This is a genomic window from Natrinema halophilum, assembly GCF_013402815.2.
Lineage (GTDB): Archaea > Halobacteriota > Halobacteria > Halobacteriales > Natrialbaceae > Natrinema > Natrinema halophilum.
In genome coordinates this window covers 41,794-60,223 of the sequence record NZ_CP058601.1, presented here as the reverse complement: position 1 = coordinate 60,223, position 18,430 = coordinate 41,794, and the positions used below count along the sequence as shown (strand labels likewise).

General features: G+C 60.5%; 17 protein-coding genes. 6 read left to right on the top strand and 11 right to left on the bottom strand.

Translation table 11 applies throughout. The features are described from left to right. Nucleotides 1-72: 72 nt before the first annotated feature. From lrp to HYG82_RS21095, 3 genes are all read right to left on the bottom strand, one after another. Nucleotides 73-540, bottom strand: a complete 468-nt coding sequence (gene lrp / locus HYG82_RS21105) for an HTH-type transcriptional regulator Lrp (protein WP_179259130.1) — start codon at nucleotides 538-540, stop codon at nucleotides 73-75. 232 nt (nucleotides 541-772) lie between these two features. After that, nucleotides 773-1,474 carry a YqjF family protein gene (locus HYG82_RS21100; protein ID WP_179259129.1) on the bottom strand — a complete coding sequence of 234 codons (702 nt, stop codon included), beginning with the start codon at nucleotides 1,472-1,474 and terminating at the stop codon, nucleotides 773-775. A gap of 122 nt (nucleotides 1,475-1,596) precedes the next feature. After that, complete coding sequence (locus tag HYG82_RS21095) at nucleotides 1,597-2,361, bottom strand: DUF2797 domain-containing protein (protein WP_179259128.1); 765 nt, start codon at nucleotides 2,359-2,361, stop codon at nucleotides 1,597-1,599. A gap of 397 nt (nucleotides 2,362-2,758) precedes the next feature. Between HYG82_RS21095 and HYG82_RS21090 the strand changes: the two genes are divergently transcribed. The 3 genes from HYG82_RS21090 to HYG82_RS21080 all read left to right on the top strand — a co-directional run bounded on the left by HYG82_RS21090 (nucleotide 2,759) and on the right by HYG82_RS21080 (nucleotide 5,293). Further along, nucleotides 2,759-3,103 carry a BsuPI-related putative proteinase inhibitor gene (locus tag HYG82_RS21090; RefSeq protein WP_179259127.1) on the top strand — a complete coding sequence of 115 codons (345 nt, stop codon included), beginning with the start codon at nucleotides 2,759-2,761 and terminating at the stop codon, nucleotides 3,101-3,103. Between the two features lie 111 nt (nucleotides 3,104-3,214). Further along, nucleotides 3,215-4,120, top strand: coding sequence for a CbiX/SirB N-terminal domain-containing protein (locus HYG82_RS21085; protein ID WP_179259126.1), 906 nt, complete (start codon nucleotides 3,215-3,217; stop codon nucleotides 4,118-4,120). Nucleotides 4,121-4,123: 3 nt separating this feature from the next. Beyond that, complete coding sequence (locus HYG82_RS21080; RefSeq protein WP_179259125.1) at nucleotides 4,124-5,293, top strand: DR2241 family protein; 1,170 nt, start codon at nucleotides 4,124-4,126, stop codon at nucleotides 5,291-5,293. A 35-nt stretch (nucleotides 5,294-5,328) separates the two neighbouring features. On the opposite strand, the gene HYG82_RS21075 is transcribed toward HYG82_RS21080, so the two are convergent. From HYG82_RS21075 to HYG82_RS21065, 3 genes are all read right to left on the bottom strand, one after another. Beyond that, nucleotides 5,329-5,919, bottom strand: a complete 591-nt coding sequence (locus HYG82_RS21075) for a DUF7524 family protein (RefSeq protein WP_179259124.1) — start codon at nucleotides 5,917-5,919, stop codon at nucleotides 5,329-5,331. A 15-nt stretch (nucleotides 5,920-5,934) separates the two neighbouring features. Further along, on the bottom strand, nucleotides 5,935-6,129 hold the full coding sequence (locus HYG82_RS21070; RefSeq protein WP_179259123.1) for a methytransferase partner Trm112: 195 nt from the start codon (nucleotides 6,127-6,129) through the stop codon (nucleotides 5,935-5,937). Between the two features lie 216 nt (nucleotides 6,130-6,345). After that, nucleotides 6,346-7,758 (bottom strand): adenylosuccinate synthase, encoded by a 1,413-nt coding sequence (locus HYG82_RS21065; RefSeq protein ID WP_179259122.1) that lies wholly within the window; start codon nucleotides 7,756-7,758, stop codon nucleotides 6,346-6,348. Nucleotides 7,759-8,056: 298 nt separating this feature from the next. Between HYG82_RS21065 and HYG82_RS21060 the strand changes: the two genes are divergently transcribed. Beyond that, nucleotides 8,057-8,362, top strand: a complete 306-nt coding sequence (locus HYG82_RS21060; RefSeq protein ID WP_006429686.1) for a hypothetical protein — start codon at nucleotides 8,057-8,059, stop codon at nucleotides 8,360-8,362. Nucleotides 8,363-8,714: 352 nt separating this feature from the next. Here the strand turns inward: HYG82_RS21060 and HYG82_RS21055 are convergent, their stop codons facing one another. From HYG82_RS21055 to HYG82_RS21035, 5 genes are all read right to left on the bottom strand, one after another. Further along, the gene (locus HYG82_RS21055; RefSeq protein WP_179259121.1) at nucleotides 8,715-11,420 is read right to left on the bottom strand and encodes a DUF7527 domain-containing protein; all 2,706 of its coding nucleotides are present in this window, start codon (nucleotides 11,418-11,420) and stop codon (nucleotides 8,715-8,717) included. Between the two features lie 57 nt (nucleotides 11,421-11,477). Then, the gene (locus tag HYG82_RS21050; RefSeq protein WP_006181940.1) at nucleotides 11,478-11,756 is read right to left on the bottom strand and encodes a UPF0058 family protein; all 279 of its coding nucleotides are present in this window, start codon (nucleotides 11,754-11,756) and stop codon (nucleotides 11,478-11,480) included. A gap of 47 nt (nucleotides 11,757-11,803) precedes the next feature. Next, entirely contained in the window at nucleotides 11,804-12,457 is a 654-nt protein-coding gene (locus HYG82_RS21045) for a DUF998 domain-containing protein (protein ID WP_179259120.1), read from the bottom strand. Between the two features lie 111 nt (nucleotides 12,458-12,568). Next, nucleotides 12,569-13,741 carry an ABC transporter ATP-binding protein gene (locus HYG82_RS21040; RefSeq protein ID WP_179259119.1) on the bottom strand — a complete coding sequence of 391 codons (1,173 nt, stop codon included), beginning with the start codon at nucleotides 13,739-13,741 and terminating at the stop codon, nucleotides 12,569-12,571. 108 nt (nucleotides 13,742-13,849) lie between these two features. Beyond that, entirely contained in the window at nucleotides 13,850-14,320 is a 471-nt protein-coding gene (locus HYG82_RS21035) for a DUF5793 family protein (protein ID WP_179259118.1), read from the bottom strand. Nucleotides 14,321-14,624: 304 nt separating this feature from the next. Between HYG82_RS21035 and HYG82_RS21030 the strand changes: the two genes are divergently transcribed. Together HYG82_RS21030 and HYG82_RS21025 are read left to right on the top strand one after the other, a co-directional pair. Continuing rightward, complete coding sequence (locus HYG82_RS21030) at nucleotides 14,625-16,361, top strand: type II/IV secretion system ATPase subunit (RefSeq protein ID WP_425495414.1); 1,737 nt, start codon at nucleotides 14,625-14,627, stop codon at nucleotides 16,359-16,361. After that, the gene (locus HYG82_RS21025) at nucleotides 16,358-18,430 is read left to right on the top strand and encodes a type II secretion system F family protein (RefSeq protein ID WP_179259116.1); all 2,073 of its coding nucleotides are present in this window, start codon (nucleotides 16,358-16,360) and stop codon (nucleotides 18,428-18,430) included. Before HYG82_RS21030 ends, HYG82_RS21025 begins: the two co-directional genes overlap by 4 nt.

Below are 18,430 nucleotides of genomic sequence, written 5' to 3'. Positions count from 1 at the left end.
GCGCCAGATCAGGCGATTCAGGTACGAGCGCGTCTCGAGGCCGAAACGAACGGAAGTCTCGACCGGACGTCGTCAGTCACTGCCGCCGTCGGTATCGAGTTCGAACTGCTCGTTTTCCGCGACGGCGTTGAGGACGATGCTGGTGTTCGATCGATTGATATCGGGGTCGGTGATGATCGATTTGATCTCCTCGTTCATGTCGTCCGTATTTTTGAACTTGCCGATAGCGATCACGTCGTAATCCCCGGTGACCTCGTACACCGAGATCATCTGGCGATGGTCTTTCAACGAGTCGGTGATTTCGGGGAGCGCGTCACCCTCGGCTTTGAGCTGCATCACGGCAGTAACGTCGTATCCCGCCGAATCGTAGTCGACGACCGGCGTGTATCCGCGAATGACGTTCTCATCCTCGAGTTCGGAGAGGTGGTTGGAAACGGTAGTAACAGAAACGTCAAGTTCTTCGGCGAGGCTTCGAAGGCTGGCACGGCCGTCGTTGAGCAGTTCGTTTACGAGGTCCGTATCGAGGTGTTCGTACGTCATTTGAATAGTATAAATCGGGCCCTATATTAGGGGATTACGGATATCCATTTTCGGATTCGATTGGTGTGGCTTCGACGAGAAGGGGGTATCGATGTGGGGTCGGCTCGAGTGTACGCGTGTCTCTCTTTCCACCCGTCAATCGTCCACATTCGTCTTTCCCTGGCTCTCATCCCGGTCACGACCTCGTTTCTCTGTCGAACAGGATTTCAATATTCTTCCATTCCGTATTCGATCACTTTCGTTCTTCACGGCGCTGACTCGGAAACGCAACGACGTCGAGGCCCGGACTGTAGAAATAGACCGGCTCGGACGTCGGGTGGGCGAACCCGTCGGCGGTCAGCAACGTATTCGTTTCCACGTCGGCAGCGGCCGGATACAGCGTCCACGGTTCGTGGTCGACGTCGGTATATCGGAGCGATCCGTCCGGGGATTGCGTGTAAAATCGGTAGCGCTCGACGAGGAACGATCCCAGCGGATCGTCCGGAGCCGAGATCGGTTCCCCGGTCGGCCAGTAGGTAGCCTCGTAGTTGGCGGGTCGTGCACCGGGATGGCGTCGTCGGCTCCGGAACCGTACCTTCCCGTCCGTTCCGTCGATCGAAATACGAGCATAATAGTACGGCAAGTGATGGAAGTACCGTGCGCCGACGACGCTCGCCAGTCCCTGCGCGTCGAGACTGAAGAAGTAGACGCTCGGAACACCGTCGCGAGTGACGTACGTTCTGACGTTAATTTCCGGCAGCTGAATGCCCGCCCGTTTCGGGACTCCCTTCGGCCGCACTGCAACGTTGGTAAACGGGATCACCGAGAGCCAGGCGGACCCGTCGTATACGTCGGCCGCGAGCGCTTCGGGGAGGTGGGCCTCGATCACGGCCGGATCAACCAGCCAGTTCTCGAAGAGGAGGTGTCGCCATCCCATTTCCAGCGCGATGACCATACTGATGATTGAGTGCCCGAATCGAAAAACACCTCCGTTTTGCAACAGGTGGTTCGAGGCCGGGTGCTGCTACCACGTACGATACTCCCCTGTCAGATCACTGTCTCGACGACCGGTGTCGACTATCCGAACGATTCCAACGATGACTGAAGATTACGGTCTGCCGTCCCGTCCTCGAGGTCGTAGCCGACCAGATCGCGCATGTCGACGGCGTAGGTCGTTCCACCGTTCTCGAGGACCAGAAGCCGTCCCTTGACGCCGACGACGGACCCCGAAGCCAACGTCTCGCGGACCGGCCGGGCCTCGAGGTCGAACCCGTAGTCGAAGTCGAATCGGTCGACGACGTCGAACTCGGACTGGAGAGACGACCAGGCATCTTCGTCGACGTCGGCGGCGAGTGCCGCTATTTTCGGACCGGTCCTGACGCGGTCGATCAGCCGCTTGGCGATTTCGGCTTCGAGTTCGCGCGCGATTCGGCCGTTCGAAACGGTGTGAACGTGGACCGCGCGGTCGGCACCCTGTTCTCGCAACCGGGTCTCGAGGCGCCACTCACGGGTCACACCGACTTTGAACGTATCCGGGGCGAACGCGGCGATGTAGACGGCGTGGTCCTCGTAACAGTCCATCTCGTCTTTCAGGCAGGTGCCCGTACAGCGGGCGCAGATCCACGTACTCGTATGGTGTTCGCAGTAGGGTGCCGACGGTCGCTTACACGGGATGTGCTCGCCGTCGGTGATGGTCCCGGCGCAGTGGCGGTCCCCGAGCGAGAAGGAGAGGGTGGTGCCGGGTTCGAGGGTCTGGTGCTCGATCGAACGCTGACCAGAATCAGCGTTGCTCAGAAGGAGTGTGGAGCCGGTCCCGCTCGGTTCGTAGCCCACCAGTTGCACGATTGGACGTTCGGACTGCGCGCAAATAGACGTAGCGCTTTCACCGTTGTGCGGTGGAACTCGGAGGTCGCCGGTCCTGACGTGATGCCGGGCGTTACTATCAGATTCTGTGTATCGCTACAGAATGCCCTGTATTAGTTCGCTGACGCCACCATCTTTTCAGCGCCACGTCGTAGTATAATATCTCCGTAGTACAGCCAGTAGAGCATCCCCAGACCGGCAGTCTGACGAACGACCGGACCGCCGACCAACGATCGTCGGCCGCTTCTCCAAATGCTACGCGATACTCCGACGCCCCGGTTCAGCGAGGGCGGCAATTCGACCATGTCGGTCGATTTCGGTCTCTTTCGTTTCAGGACGGACAAGACCTATCTGTGACGGCCCCGAACCTCGAATTATGACGCTCGAGGGATCGCTCGAGACGACGGGAGAGGATTCTAGAGACGCGGTACTGTTCGTATTCACCGTCACCAACGACGGCGACGAAACGGTCGAACTCCGATTCTCGGACGCGTGTAAAGCGGACTTTATCGTCGCGGACGGCGACGAAGAGGTCTGGCGTTTCACCGACGGTCGCATGTTCGCGCAGGTACTCAGTTCCGAGACCATAGAGCCCGGTACGTCGACGAGCTACGAAGCGGAGTGGACCGATCCGGAGCCGGGTGAGTACGTTGCAAGAGCCGAGTTGAAAGCCCAGGATCGTACCTGTGAGGCTCGAATCGACGTTTCAATCCCATCGTGAATCCGCCGAGGGAAGGCAAACTGTCCGGACGATCGTGATACCGGCATCGGTAACCCGGCGATGTGGTCCGCCAGCGAAGTTCCTATACCGTCCCCATCCTAACCGCCACTTATGCAAGCGCTGGTCATCGCGGCACACGGATCGCACCTGAATCCGGACGCCTCCGACCCGACCTATGCCCACGCGGACACGATCCGCGAAACGGGCGCATTCGACGAGGTTCGAGAGGCGTTCTGGAAAGAGGAACCGCATTTCCGCGACGTGATTCGAACCCTCGAGTCCGACGAGGTGTTTGTCGTGCCGCTGTTCATCAGTGAAGGGTACTTTACCGAGCAGGTGATACCACGGGAGTTGCGCCTCGAGCAGTGGGATCCGAATAAATGGGCGTCCGACGGAACCAGCGCCTCGCAGGCCACGCTCGAGGCCGGGGACGTCGGGAAGACGATTCATTACTGCGGGCCGGTCGGGACCCACGACGCGATGACGGACGTTATCGTCCAGCGAGCCGAGACCGCGACCGAAGATCCCGATGTCGGCGAAGGGTTCGGCCTCGCGGTCGTCGGCCACGGCACCGAACGGAACGAAAACTCAGCGAAGGCGATCGAATATCACACCGAACGAATCCGCGAGCGGGACCGCTTCGACGAGGTGAAGGCGCTGTTCATGGACGAGGAACCGGAGGTCGACGACGTGACGGAGTACTTCGAGAGCCAGGACGTGGTCGTGGTTCCGTTGTTCATCGCCGACGGCTACCACACGCAGGAGGACATTCCCGAGGACATGGGGCTCACCGAGGACTACCGGCGAGGCTGGGACGTCCCGGCCGCGGTCGACGGTCATCGGATCTGGTATACGGGTGCCGTCGGTACCGAGGGGCTGATGGCCGACGTCCTCCTCGAGCGTGCGGCCGACGCCGGTGCCGGTATCGGCGAGGCTCGCGAAGCGGTACGCGAACTCGCCGGTTCACCCGCGAAAGCGGTCGCCGAATCGACTTCGAGAACGGGTACGGGGGACTAACGCGTGACGGTGGCGTCCGATGATCACGAGATCCTGGTCGACTGCGCGTCGTCGGGCATCGCGTTCGACGGGCTCCGCGTCGACGAAACGGACGAGACGTACTCCCTCGAGACCCCGGAGAACGAATGGACGGGCCTCGAGAAGGACGAACTCGAGCAAGCGCTCGAATCGTGCGAAGAGTACGTCACGAACTGGCGGTACTGGCAGAAAACGGTCGGCGGGGAGGGTACGTCACGCCGCGAGTTCCTCCGATGGTGCGAACGGGCGCCGCTCGATGACGCCAACACGAAGACGCCACGGGATGGCGCCTTGGACGACGGAAACACCGGCGAACGGGCCGTCGAGGAGCCACTCGCGGTCCCGGAGCGGTACGATGCGCTCCGTGACGGCATCGACCGCCAATGGGGGCAACTATCCATCACGACGCGCTTTCTCGACGTCGACGAGTCCAACGGCGCGAGGGTCTACGATCTCTGGCACGTCGCCGACGCCAACAGCGATCTCGTCGACCTCGAGGTACACGACGACCCACGTGACGCCCGCGAGATTGCAACGTACGACGAAGACGGCCGCTACCGGCCGCTGAAGACCGCACCGTCGCTCGCCTCGGGATGGGCCTTTACCGGTCTCTCGGGCGACGAACTCGTCGAAACAGTCGGATTCTTCTACCCGGCAACGGTCGCCAACTGGCACCGCGAACTGTCCGGGAACCTGGACGTCGACCACTGGCTCGAGACCGCAGAACGACAGACGGGAATCTACGATGTGGTCGACGAACTCCCTCGCGAGGCCGTCGCGTGGTTGGCAGAAGCATGTTGCGACGATTCGCAGTGTCTCCGGCGCCGCGAATGGGAGTACGACGAGGACGACGACCTCGGTGTCGACGGCGGCGACGGCCAGTTTCCCTGCCGCGAGCCGTGTTCGCTCGTGATCGCCGCCGCTCGGAGGTGGGCGATTCTCGAATCCGAGACGGAACGGACGTACCAACTCGAGTTGACGACGAGCGAACTGAATCAACTCGAGGAGTTGATCGACGCCGTCGCAGAAGGTCGCACCGACGAGATCCGCGAGGCGGACGTCACCGACGGTGCGAACCGCTATCGGGCCCGATATCTCCGGGCGAAACGATTCGACGAGGACGGAACGCTCGATGCAACGCAGGTCGACGACTGATTCCCGCTAGCTCGACCGCGAATCGTGGGGGGAAATTACCAGACAAGTAACAAGAATGCCACGACGACGCCGACTACGACGATACCGAGACCGGCCGTCGCGATCGGACTGGCGATCGTCGCCGCCGTCGTTGTTGCGATCACGATCGCAACGACTCCGAGTGCAACAACCGCAAGCGACGCCGGTTCGAGTCCGCTAACTGCGGTGAATTGATCGATTGCGTCCTCGAGAGCCGTTGAATCGGGCTCTCGCCGAGTCGGTTCGGACAGGGAATCGTCGATATCGACAGCCGGCGGTCCGGGGACGACGGTCACGTCGATCGTGACTGATTCCGAGCCGTAGCCCGTTACCACCTCGAGTCGCCCGTCAATGGGCTGATCGATGGTGTCGGCATCCACGACGACTGGAACGGTCGTGACGGCATCCGGTTCGACGTAGTAGTTCGACTGCTCTATGGACGCAATCCGTTCGAGGTCACCGTCGAGGCGACAGTGAACGTGCGCGGGCGACACGTGGCCCTGTAAACGGAGCGCGACCGATCCGTCGGTCTCGAGCGTACCAGCCGCTGGCTCGAGTGCGTCTGCATTCCCGCGGTTGACGTGGACGGTGACTTCGGTCCTGGGCACGGTAACTCGGCCCGGTCAGGCCGGTGTTTCCTCGCGCATATCCGGCGGGAGCAGGTTCGGAATGCCGTCTTCGATCGGATATCGTTCGCCGCACTCGGTGCAGACGAGGGCTCCGCCGATGACCTCACCCTCGTCGTAGGCAGCGTCCTCGAGTTCCAGATCGTTTTTGTCGAGCGGACAGCAGAGAATGTCCAGTAACGACTCTTTCATATTAGGTAGGATCGTCGCCTCCAGCAAAAGGTTTCGGGAAAACGCCGGGGTAGAAGCTTTTCTCTCCCGTGGTCTGGTAGCGGAGAACTGCCTCACGGTCGTCCGAAACGCTGCGATCGTCGGGATCGCCAGAGAGGGGAACTCCCGGACGGCAGAATCCGAGGCGATGGTTCCTTCCCACCGCCGGATCGATGGTGGTCGAGAGAAGTTCGGACGCTATTCGTACGGGGTTTCGACGACGACGGTTTCCTCGCGACCGGGACCGACGCCGACCGCGTAGATCGAGGCATCGAGCTCGTCTGCGACGTACTCGAGGTAGCGACGCGCGTTTTCGGGGATCGCTTCGTAGCCGTCCTCGGCGGTCGCGGCCCAGTCGACATCGGGCCACCCGTCGAACGTCTTGAACGTGGCTTCACACCGGCCCCACGCTTCGGTCGTCGGGGGCATCGTGAGGATTTCCTCACCACCGAACTCGTAGCTGTGACCGACCTTGACTTCCTCGAGGCCGGCGAGGACGTCGATGTGGTTAACCGCGAGTCCGGTAAAGCCGTTTGCACGGGCTGCGTGTCGCAGCATCGGCATGTCGAGCCAGCCGACCCGACGCGGGCGGCCGGTGACGGTTCCGTACTCCCCGCCTTCGTCGCGGATGTAAGTCGCCAGTTCCTCCTCGTCGTTGCCGACGGCTTCGTCACCTCGCGGCTCCGCCGCTCCGTCCTCTGCGGTCCGCTGGGCCGCGCTCGCGTCGTAGTCGGGCGTCTGGCCCTCGACTCCGCCGAGTTCGGTCGGCAGCGGGCCGGTTCCGACGCGCGAGAGGTAGGCCTTGACGATGCCGATGACTTCGCCGTCGCCGATGACGGTCGGCCCGAGTCCGGTGCCGACGGTCGCCCCGCCAGCGGTCGGGTTCGAGGAGGTGACGTAGGGGTAGACGCCGTGATCGATATCGAGGGACGTCCCCTGTGCACCTTCGAGCATAACGTTCTCGCCGGCGTCGATGCGATCCTGGAGGAAGGTCCCGCAGTCGACGGTCATTCCCTCGTCGGCGAGGCGCTCGCCGTACTCACGATACGTTTCGTAGAGATGATCGATATCGAACGCCTCACCGGTCTCCGATTCGAAAACCTTCTCGGCGAGAGCTTTCTTCTGTGGGACGACGTACTCGAGTCGTTCGCGCAACACGTCAGGATCGAGCAAGTCGCCGACGCGGACGCCACGACGACCAGCCTTATCCTCGTAGGTTGGACCGATGCCGCGCTTGGTCGTTCCGGCGGCGAGGTCGTCTTTCTCTTCTTCCTCGATACCGTCGAGCGCGCGGTGATACGGAAGGATTACGTGTGCGCGCTCGGCGACGCGGACGTCGGGATCGAGTCCGCGTTCCCGTAGGGTGTCGATTTCGTCGAAAAGCGTCTCCGGGTTGACGACGCACCCGTTACCGAGGACGCCGATTTTCCCTCGAACGGCACCTGACGGCACGAGCGACAGTTTGTACTTCGTCCCGTCGTGAACGACGGTATGTCCAGCATTGTCCCCGCCTTGGTAGCGGGCAACGACGTCGGCGGCGTCGCCGTACAGATCGACGACCCCACCCTTGCCTTCGTCGCCGAGTTGCGACCCGACGATAGTGACGGTCATAACAGCGGCGGATTCTTGCCCGGCCGATAAACAGATTACGGTATACGGGTGCCACCGAGGGATCACACGGTTTTCGTTCGCCGGGAGGCCGAAACGATCGATCGCTGTCGCTGACCGCTATTGGTCTCGATACGACTGACCGATCCGACTTGCGTTAGTTTTCCATCCGAACTCAATCGAAAGAATAACCAGGATCGGAAGCGTTAACTACTGACAGGAACGAGCATTCAGTTGGGAGTGGTCGTTTCAACAGCCGAGAGTAACTTTTAAAAGGCCAAAAGACAAGTTAACAAATGCCATGATAGACCGACTTGAGAAGGAAGTCGATATGTTGGAGCGCCATCTCCAGGTCCTGAAGATGGTCATCGAGAACGAACCGATCGGGATCGTCAAAATGTCGAACGAAACCGGCTACCCACACCACAAGGTACGCTATTCGCTGCGAGTCCTCGAGGAAGAAAACCTGATCGAGCCCTCGAGTCAGGGAGCGATCAAAACCGAGCGCACCGCGGAGTTCGTCGACGAACTCGACGGAAAAATCGACGATATCGTCGACAAACTCGACGGGATGAAAATCGAAGACGTCGCTGAGATCGAAGGATAGTCTCACGTCTGGGTCGGACACTGTCGTCTTGCCCTGCAATCGATAGCTATCGTAGCGCAATCGATTCTCTACCGTCGTTTTTCGCGTTCCGTGATACATCGCTGACGCCTCATCGCGTTACTGTACAGTACTGGGCGGGCCGTCCGTTAAAATCCCGTCGACCAGCGCAGTCACTGGCAATCCGTTGACTAGCGCTGTCTCTGTGGCTACCCGACGCAGTATACCGGCCGTAGTGGACGTTACTGTTGCGAATTTCGATCGAACAAACGGGACTCGTAGCCATAGTGACAGCCTAGAATTCCGGCTTGGTCGTCCCGGACCCGTCGTTCTCTCGGACAGTTTTGTCAGCGGCCTAGAGTTCTGGTACGTTCATATGGAACCCTTCTGAACGTGACTCGGCCAGACAGAGGTGATAGCCCTCCTTCCGCGAAAGATTAATGTAACTTAGTTTCGAGCCACGGCTGAGAAAGCCACTACTCGTCGCCTGTTCGGCTACCTCGAGTGCACCGGGCTGGAAATAACTCGAGGTGACGGCGATCGACGCCGCGAGCGATGGATAGTTTGCCTTCACCGCAGACGACGCTTCTTCCAGCTGTTCGAGAAGTTCCCTCGAGGCAGGTTCGCGTGAATCGTTGAGAGTGGCCAGCACGAGCGGATTCCCCATTTTGTCGTACGCGACGATGTCGAAGGTAACCTGATCCGGGACGTCTTCGGTGTCGTCGTCCGCGAGCGAGATAGACGCATCGAGTTCGGCCCGGTCGATTCGCGGAATCGCATCGTAGAGATCCACCAACCCGTTCGCATTGCCGGTGTCGCGAATCTCATAAAGGAGCGTTTCAGTGAGCCAGTCGACGAACTGGTATTGCATCGTCGACGTAAGAAAGTCCTCGTAGGGTTGGTTATCGACGACTGCATCGGCCGAGTCGAACTGTGTGTGGTGTTCGAGCCGGAGGTTCGATGCAACCTCACTGCGATCAGCAGCGCCGTCGTGGGCCGTCTCGAGAGTCGCCTGACTCTTCGAGGCGTACCGAACGAAGAGGTTCGTTCCCGAGAGCGCCTGCTGGGGAGAGAGTCGGGTATCCGCGTTCGAACCAGTCTCCGCCGCAGCGGAATCGCGTTCGCGTTCGCGTTTCAGTTCCGTTTCGAGATCCTGGATACGAGACCGGAGGCGTTCGACCGTCGCAGAGAGCTCGTCGTTCTGTGACTGCAACCGGTTGCGCTCTGCCTCGAGTTCTTCAGCTTTCGATACGAGCGCGTCGCGTTGCTCTCGAAGGGTTTCGAGTTTTTCTTCGAGCGCGGAACTACGGTTTTGCTCCCGCTGGGCCGTGGATTCCGTCGATCCAGTACGCGCAGATTTCTGCTGGCGAGTTCGGTTCGCAGATTGGCCATCGGTACCGTCTGACGAAGAGCCGCCGGCCGCCGCCTCCGTCGTCCCCGCCGCGGCCCTCGAGTCAGACTGCGTCTCGGACGACGGGCTGGCAACACCGCGACCCGTATTCGACGTCGATGACGACCGTTCGTTGCTCGCGGTCCGGTTTGCGGGACTCGCTGCCGTCGTTTCCGTCTCACTATCGTCCGGATCGATCGATGGAATGCGTCGCGTTTCCCGCCACTGTTCTTCGCGTTCGAACTGCTCCTCGAGGTCGTTTCCGTCGGTTTCTGCCACGTCGTCCGATTCCGATGACGGCGTTTCGGTCGTCGTGACTGTCGTCGTGGCTCGCTCCTCGCTTTGTGCGTCCTCGTTGTCGGCTTGCGTGACGTCGTCTTCGTCGTCCTCTTCGACCCAGGAGATGTGTCGGTCTAACTCTTCGGCTGCAGCCTCGACCTCCTCGAGGTCTGGATCTGTCGGTCCTTCGACCTCGACCGCCGTCGATTCTGCGTCGTCGGCGTCGGTATTGCTGTCCACTGACGTGCTATCTGTCGTCGCGGTCTCGTTTTCCGAGACGGCGGCAGGGGTGGAATCCGGCTGCGAGGGCGAAGATGCCGTCTCGGCCGGTGCGGAAGAAACAGCGTCGTCGCCCGCTTCCTCGGCCTGTTCTGGTTCGTTCGTTTCCGTCTGTCCCTCGGGTCCGCTCCCGTCGTCCGAAGTGATCGAATCCGAATCTGGATACGGATCAGCGGGTGATTCCCCACCAGTGATGCCGGCGGAAGTGGAATCCGAGTCCTGAGCGGACGGTCCGTTCGGAGTGATATCTGTGGGGTCCTCCGTGAGGTCGATATCGGACGGACTCGTCGGAGTATCGTCGACAGCTACATCTTCGGTCGGGTCGGGTCCTGCGTCGGTATCGTTGGCCGTCGGATCGTCACCAGAAATGTTAATCGGTTCGATCGAGGACGACGGTGAATCGTCGGTTGAACCAGATCCTGCGTTGTCCCCACCAGGGATGCCGACCTCGATATCTGAGGATTCCCCGTCGGTTCCGGTCCCTAGAGCGGGATCGGATTCGGAACCGGAACCGGCATCCGTTATGTCGTCGGAGGTGACGCTTGCGTCTTTCGTGTTGCCATCGCCGTCTGCCGGCTCTGGAACGTCCGTGACGTCGATGTCGACGTCGACGACCTCGTAGATTCCGACTTCGTCAGCTGCGCGGTCGAAGGCTTCATCGCCGGTGAGTAGCCGCTCGGCGTTGCCGATGTACGCGGCGGCCATGCGACGTCCGCCGTAGTAGACCGCATAATAGTCCCCGCTGAGTACGTTCTCGCTTAGTTCGACGTATCCGGTAAACGAGCCGTTCTGAAGCGTTTCGTCTACCTCCTGGATCGGCGTCTCGTTCGTATAGTAATTCGCTCGAGTGTCGCCGCCGCGTTCTTCCATCACACAGAGTAACGGGAGTGACGGGTGAGGTGCATCGTACCGCGTCCCCGAGGCGGTTTCGAAGTCTTCGATATCGCCGTCGAAGACGCCAACAACACGGCCATTGAGCATAAAGAGCCACGTGCCAGCCGCCGAGACAGCACCCGAGAATTCAGTAGCAGCGAGATCGGAAAGCCCGTCGAAACCACCGCTGAACGGGCGTGAATCCCACTCCTCGACGCGCTCGTGCGTGCGCGAGTCCATACGTCAACAAGCGGGAACCGGACCAAATACGTTTCGCCTAGAAAGCGTCTAGATTTTCTATATTTTCGATTCAGCGTCCTCGGCGAGTTCCTTCATTCGCTTGCCGATCCGGCCCGCGCTCGAGAATTCGTCCTCGCTCATCGCGCTGGCCAACGCATTGCCGAGGACAAATACAGCGTGTTTGTGTTCGCTTTTCGACTTGTGGACGTGCGAAGGATCGACGTCGAGCTGGCGGTACGGATCGAACAACGTTTCGTCGACCTCCTCGCGCTCCGAAAAGTACTCCATAATGACGACGAGTTCTTCGTGGAGCTCGAGAAGTTCGTCTTTGTGCATACGCGCTTGTAAGGACGGTTTCGATTTAAGCGTTGTGTGGCCGGCTGTCACAAATCTACGGCGGCGGGTTCGGAACTCCCGTGCTCCTCGCGGCGAAGGGTAACAACGGCGAGTATCAAAACCCAACCGCCAAACGCGACGGAAGCGACAAATTCGGGAACCGCGAACCACAACCAGGTGTCGAACCCGCCGCCGGGTAACACCAACCAGCCCAGCCAGCCCAGCAGGTGGACGATTCCGAGCCAGAACGACGTGATCGCAAGCAGCGCATCCTTGGCCAGTGTAGCGCCGGTGGCGTAGACCCAGCTCGCAAACGGGGCGACGCCGAACACGGTCAACGCTGCGAGCCCGTGGAGGCTCGTATCGAGATAGAGTTCGTTGTGGTCGAGAAAGAAGACGCCGACACCGATCATACCGACTACAGTTATCGCGAGGAGGACAATCCCGACTCGCTCGACGGTGTTGCGGCTCGCTATCCAGAGCCGCCAGACGAAAGGAGATCCGAGGAGTCCACTCGCGATCAATCCCCCGTTGAACAGCGGGAACGTCGGGGCTCCGTATCGGCCCATGCTCGAGAGCGACCGTTCCGCCCAGGTAAACGTCTCGGGTGGCGCGAGAATAGTTGCCAGAGTGACCGCGCCCACTGACATGATCGGTGCGGCGATACCGCAGTAGGTCGAAAGTTGTCTTATATCGGTCATGAAATTATGTCTAAATTGAATACTCATCAAAGTAACTATTCGAACGAATTACGGCGGAGAGGAAGTGACTATAGACCGGACGGGTTGCGAATAGGCAAAAACGGCTGTCGATCAGTCGGCACCGGCAGGGGCCGCGTCTGCTCCCCCGTCTCCGTCCTCGCGATGGTCTGCGGGGAACCAGGCGAGTTCGTGGTCTGCGGTGACCCGGACGCCGACGCGTTCGTCCAGATCGATCCGGTCGGAGTGATTGTGCATACACTCGATGGTTTCACCGTCGTCGAGCTCGACTCGGTAAAGAACGGTCGGTCCGAGATAGCGCCGATACACGACGCGGCCGTCCGCCTCTTCATCCTCCGCGGGGTACGCCGTTACGTCGTCAGGACGAACGAGAAGGTCGACCGTCGAACCGTCGTATTCGTGGGCCAGTCCGTGAACGTCGTCACGGAGGACGCGGCCGAGCGAAGTGTCGACGCTATCCCCGTGGACCTCGCCCGGGAGAAAACTGGCGTGTCCGAGGAAGCCGGCGACGAACCGGGACATCGGTTGCTGAAAGACCTGCTGCGGGGTATCGATCTGTTCGATGGTACCGTCGTTCATCACGGCGACACGATCGGAAATCGAAAGCGCTTCCTCCTGATCGTGCGTGACTGAGATGGCAGTGACGCCGGTCTCTTTGATGATTCGGCGTACCTCCTCGCGCATTTCGACGCGCAGGTCGACGTCCAGACTCGAGAACGGTTCGTCGAGCAATAGCATCTCGGGTTCGGGTGCCAGCGAGCGCGCGAGAGCGATCCGTTGTTGTTGACCGCCGGAAAGTTCGTCCGGATAGTGATCGCCGTGGGCCTCGAGACCGACGAGGTCGAGGAGGTCGTCGACCCGGGCCGCACGGTCGGCCTCGTCCCGATCTTGTATACCGAAGGCGACGTTTTCGCGGGCGGTCAGATGCGGGAAGAGCGCGAAGTCCTGAAAGACGACGCCGACGTCGCGATCCTCCGGCGGGACAAAGCGCTCGTCACCCGAAACGGTCCGATTTTGCAGGCTGATCCGTCCCGCGTTGGGTTTCTCGAGGCCGGCGATCAGTCGAAGCGTGGTCGTCTTCCCACAGCCTGAGGGACCGAGTAACGTCAGAATTTCGCCGTCGCGGACCGACAGCGAAAGGTCGCCGATGACCTCCTCGCTGCCGTATTGCTTCGTAATACCGTCGAGTTCGAGAACCGTCTTCTTGGTCGTCGGTTCCTGGGTTCGTTCCTCGACCGCCGTCGTAAGCAGTTGTCCGTTCGACATGTATCGGTTCCCCGGCGCTGGCCGGCGCACACTTACTTTAGGCACGCCTAAATCACTTATAGTTGCCGGTCCGGTCTCAGTAAAGAGAAAACGCGTACCGGGGGAGTATTACAATTCCACGCCGCTTGGAATTAAGCTGTGCTGGCGGAGGAGACTCCCCTCGTCGTCGTAAACGAGAAACGTTCGTTTATCGTATGTAACGAACGGTTCGTCGTCGAGCGTGATTTCGACTTCGTACCGTCCATCGTCGTCTCCAGTAGACTCACCGTATCCTCGCGCAGCCCGAATAAACTGGAGAACGTCGTCGGCATCTTCGTTGAGTTCGAGGATGAACTCACCGGTGATGCGGTTAGTTACGCTCACTACACCTGTGGTGGCGTCCCCGATCGGTCCCTGTAATCTGAGGGCCGCGTCCGTTTCGCTCGCCTCGAGAACGTGGTCGTCGGGACCAGTCAGGCGCTTGCGAAGCATCGTTGCCGGGCCGGTGAAATCGATCGATACCGAAGGTTTTTCAGGCGTGTCGTCGGTCTCGACCCAGTCGATGTTGGTTACGTTTAACGTGAAGTGCTCGCGCCTCATTCCGTACACGTTGCTTCGGACTCCCGGGGTATGAACGTAACGCACGACAGTTAAGCGATCTGAGTGAAAACTCCGCCTCCCACGACGGCTGGTTCAACTGCCGAGTCGGCCGTCTCATTTATCACGGTCGCGTCCGGACATGTCACGAAACCTGCGTTCAATGGAGCCCCCAGATTACAGCGAGTCGGCCGTCACTCGAGATGACAGCGATGACGTCGGTACCCGTCCACCCGAGAACACATCAGCGACGGCTGACGGTGACCCACCGCAAATATCCGGCGGTGACGAGTCTCACCGCGAGTCGATGATCGACGCGGCTCGGCGTACGATCCGTCGTCTCCTCGAGACGCTCCAGGGATCGACCGTCGATGTCGGCGAGTACGACCCATCCACCCACGGTCCGCTGGTTACGTTCGACGTCCCGGACGGCATCGAAGAGGTCGAGCGCTACTGGGTCGATGCACCGTTTTCGTTCATCTCGATTGGGTACGATCACGAAGCGAACGAACACCGGTATCATACCGTCGAGCCACCCCTTCGCGAGGACGAACGCGTTCTTCTCGAGTCGCTGTTCGAAGACGTCCGCGATCCGCTACTGTACCGCGACGACGAAGGCGGCGACATCGAGGAACTGCTGCGGAAGACGATCCGCGATTCCCTCGAACAGTACGGCGTCGAAATCGACGCGGCGACGTTCTACCGATTGTTCTATTACATCCACCGCGACTTTCGCGGATACGGTCGTCTCGATCCGATAATGCACGACCCGCACGTCGAGGACGTTTCCTGTGACGGCTACGATCTGCCGATTTTCGTCTATCACGACGAGTACACCGATATCGAGACGTCCGTTTCGTTCGGCAAAACGAATCTCGATCAGTTCGTCATCCGACTCGCCCAACACTCGGGACGGCACATTTCGATCGGCGATCCGATGGTCGAAACGACGCTTCCGGACGGCTCGCGCGCAGAACTGGCCCTGGGTGAGGAGGTGACCCCGCGGGGCTCTGCGTTTACGATCCGGAAATACGCCGACGATCCCTTTACCCCGATAGACCTGCTCGAGTACGGGACGTTTAGCGTCGAGCAAATGGCCTACCTCTGGCTCGCGATCGAGCACAACAAGAGCCTGCTCTTTGCGGGCGGAACCGCGTCGGGGAAAACGACGAGCATGAATGCCATTTCCATGTTTATCCCGCCCCGGTCGAAAGTCGTAACAATCGAGGATACGCGCGAACTGCAACTGTCCCACGACAACTGGCTCTCCTCGGTCACGCGCGAGCGCATCCACGAGGGGACGGACGTTACGATGTACGATCTGTTGCGCTCCGCGTTACGCCACCGGCCAGAATACATCGTCGTGGGCGAAGTTCGCGGCAAGGAAGCGATGACCCTCTTCCAGGCGATGAACACCGGCCACACGACCTATTCGACGATGCACGCCGATTCGGTACAGACGGCAATCAACCGACTCGAGAACGACCCGATAAACGTGCCCAGATCGATGGTTCGAAGCCTCGATATCCTCTCTATCCAGACGCTTACCCGCTCGGGCGATCAGCGCGTCCGCCGAAATAAAGTCCTCGCGGAGATCGAGGGAATCGACCAGCGTACCGGCGAACTTGACTACTCGACGGCGTACACCTGGGAAAGCGACACCGACAGTTTCCGGAGCAATTCCAGCCGAGTGCTATCAGAAATACGAGAAGAACGCGGCTGGAGTCAAACGGAACTCCTGACCGAACTGGACAATCGAGAGCTGTTCCTCGAGTACCTCCAGGCCAACGGTATCTCCGACTACGAGCGATTCACCGCACTGGTCAATCAATATTACAGTGATCCAGAGCGCATACTCGAGACGATCGCTGACGAACGCGACGAAAGCACCGAGCGCAAGGAAGGCAGTGACTGTGGAGACGGCGACGGACGCGATGAGCATCGATCCGTCGCGGTCGACACGGCCACTGCTGAAGCAACCGGCGGAGCTGATGCCGACCGTTCCGACTCGAGCACCGTCGACGATCCGGTTTGGGACCGATGACTCCCACGACGGCCTTCCCGCTGGGACTCGTAATCTTTCTCTGTTCGCTCGTCGCCGCCGCGAGATACTCCGATCGCGTCGACCGCGTGCTGAGCCGCGTCTCGATTCGAGCCTTCGGGAATCACGTCGACACGATCCGAGACGAACGGCCGGACAGAGGAGAAGCGTTGCGAGCCGCACGCATCCCGACGACTCTCAGAGCGTACGGATCGACGACGGTACTGTACGCTGCGATCGCTGCAGTCGCCGGTTCGATCCTCGGCGTTTACGCCATCTGGGGGATACTGACCCTGCTTTCCATCGATCCGGAAACGTTGCGTGCAACGTTGCCCGCGCCAGTCGAATTCCTCGCAGCGTTCGGGGGGGTCCAGGCCCTGTCGATCCTCGAACTGTCCGTCCTCTTCGGGTGCTCTGCGCTCACGGTCGGCGCGCTCGCCGGTTCCGGCACGTACTGGCTCAGGTGGTGGTATCCGAGCTACGTCGCCGACGCCCGCGCCCGCCGGATCGAAGCGGGCTTACCCTCGACGGTCGCGTTTATCTACGCGCTTTCGAAAAGCGGGATGTCGCTTCCGAATACGATCAGGATCGTCGCCGAACAGGAAGATACCTACGGAGAGGCTGCCACGGAGTTCTCGGTCGCGGTTCGACAGATGGACACGTTCGGGACCGACGTCATCACCGCCCTTCAAACGATGAGCCAGCGCTCTCCCAGCCCGCAGTTCCGCGAGTTCGTCGACAACCTTGTCAGCGTCTTGCAGAGCGGTCAGGGTCTCTCCGAGTTCCTCGAACGCCAATATCAGGACTACCGCGAAGAAGCCGAATCCCAACAGGAGGGAATCATCGAGTTGCTCGCGACGTTAGCCGAAGCCTACGTGACGGTACTGGTTGCAGGGCCGCTCTTTTTGATCACTATCCTCGTCGTCATCGGTATCGCGTCCAGCGAGACGTTCGGCCAATTGCAGATCCTCGTCTATTTACTCCTGCCAGTCGCCAACGCCGGGTTCATGGTGTATCTGAGCATGGTAACCGACAAACTCGATCCCAGTAACGGGGTCGATGGGGAGCCGGCCGCGATCGAACCCCCGTCGGCTACCACGATCCCAACGGCGCGGGCCCACGACGACGTCCCCGGTCCGCGTCCACATCCGAACGTCGAACGAGTCCGATACTACCGCCGATTGCAAGGCCTTCGCGACCGGTTCGGTCATCCAATTCGGACGGTCATCGACCAGCCGTTTCTCACGTTCGCAGTTACAGTACCGATCGCGCTCGCGATAGTGGCCTGGCAACTTCCGGCGGCTCTAGAAGGTGGATTCGACGCGAGCGCAATCGACGACGCCATCGCCGTGGGAAGTCTCGGAGTCATCACCGTCTTCGCAGTCGCATACGAACTTCACCGCCGCCGGCTCAAAGCGATCGAGACGCAGGTGCCGGACCTGCTCGACCAGCTCGCCAGCGTCAACGAAGCCGGTCTGGCAGTGGTGTCATCAATCGACCGAGTCAGAGACTCGGATCTGGGGCCGCTCAGCGACGAACTGGATCGTGTCTGGGCCGACGTTCAGTGGGGCGCCGACCTCCAGACGGCGTTACACCGACTCGAGACTCGCGTCGGCACCCGATCGATTTCGCGGGTCGTAACCTTGCTGACCGAATCGATGAACGCCAGCGGGAACCTCGCGACGACGCTCCGAATCGCCGCGCGGCAAGCGGCGGCCGACCGCCGCCTCGAACGCGAGCGCAAGCAAGCGATGGTCGAGTACATGATCGTCGTCTACGTCTCGTTTCTGGTCTTTCTGTTCATCATCGCCGTCCTGGCCGGCTATCTGCTCCCGAATCTTCCATCAGAGGGGGCAGATTTGGCCACCGGTTCGGGCACGACCGAACTGGGAGGACTCTCCGACGCCGACACGGATGCGTACGCGACGCTCTTCTACCACGCGACGCTCGTTCAAGGGTTGCTCTCGGGACTGATCGCCGGCCAGTTGAGTACCGGCGACGTCAGAGCCGGTGCGAAACACGCCGCCGTCATGATCGGCCTCTCCCTGGTTCTCTTTGCGATCGTCCTTTGA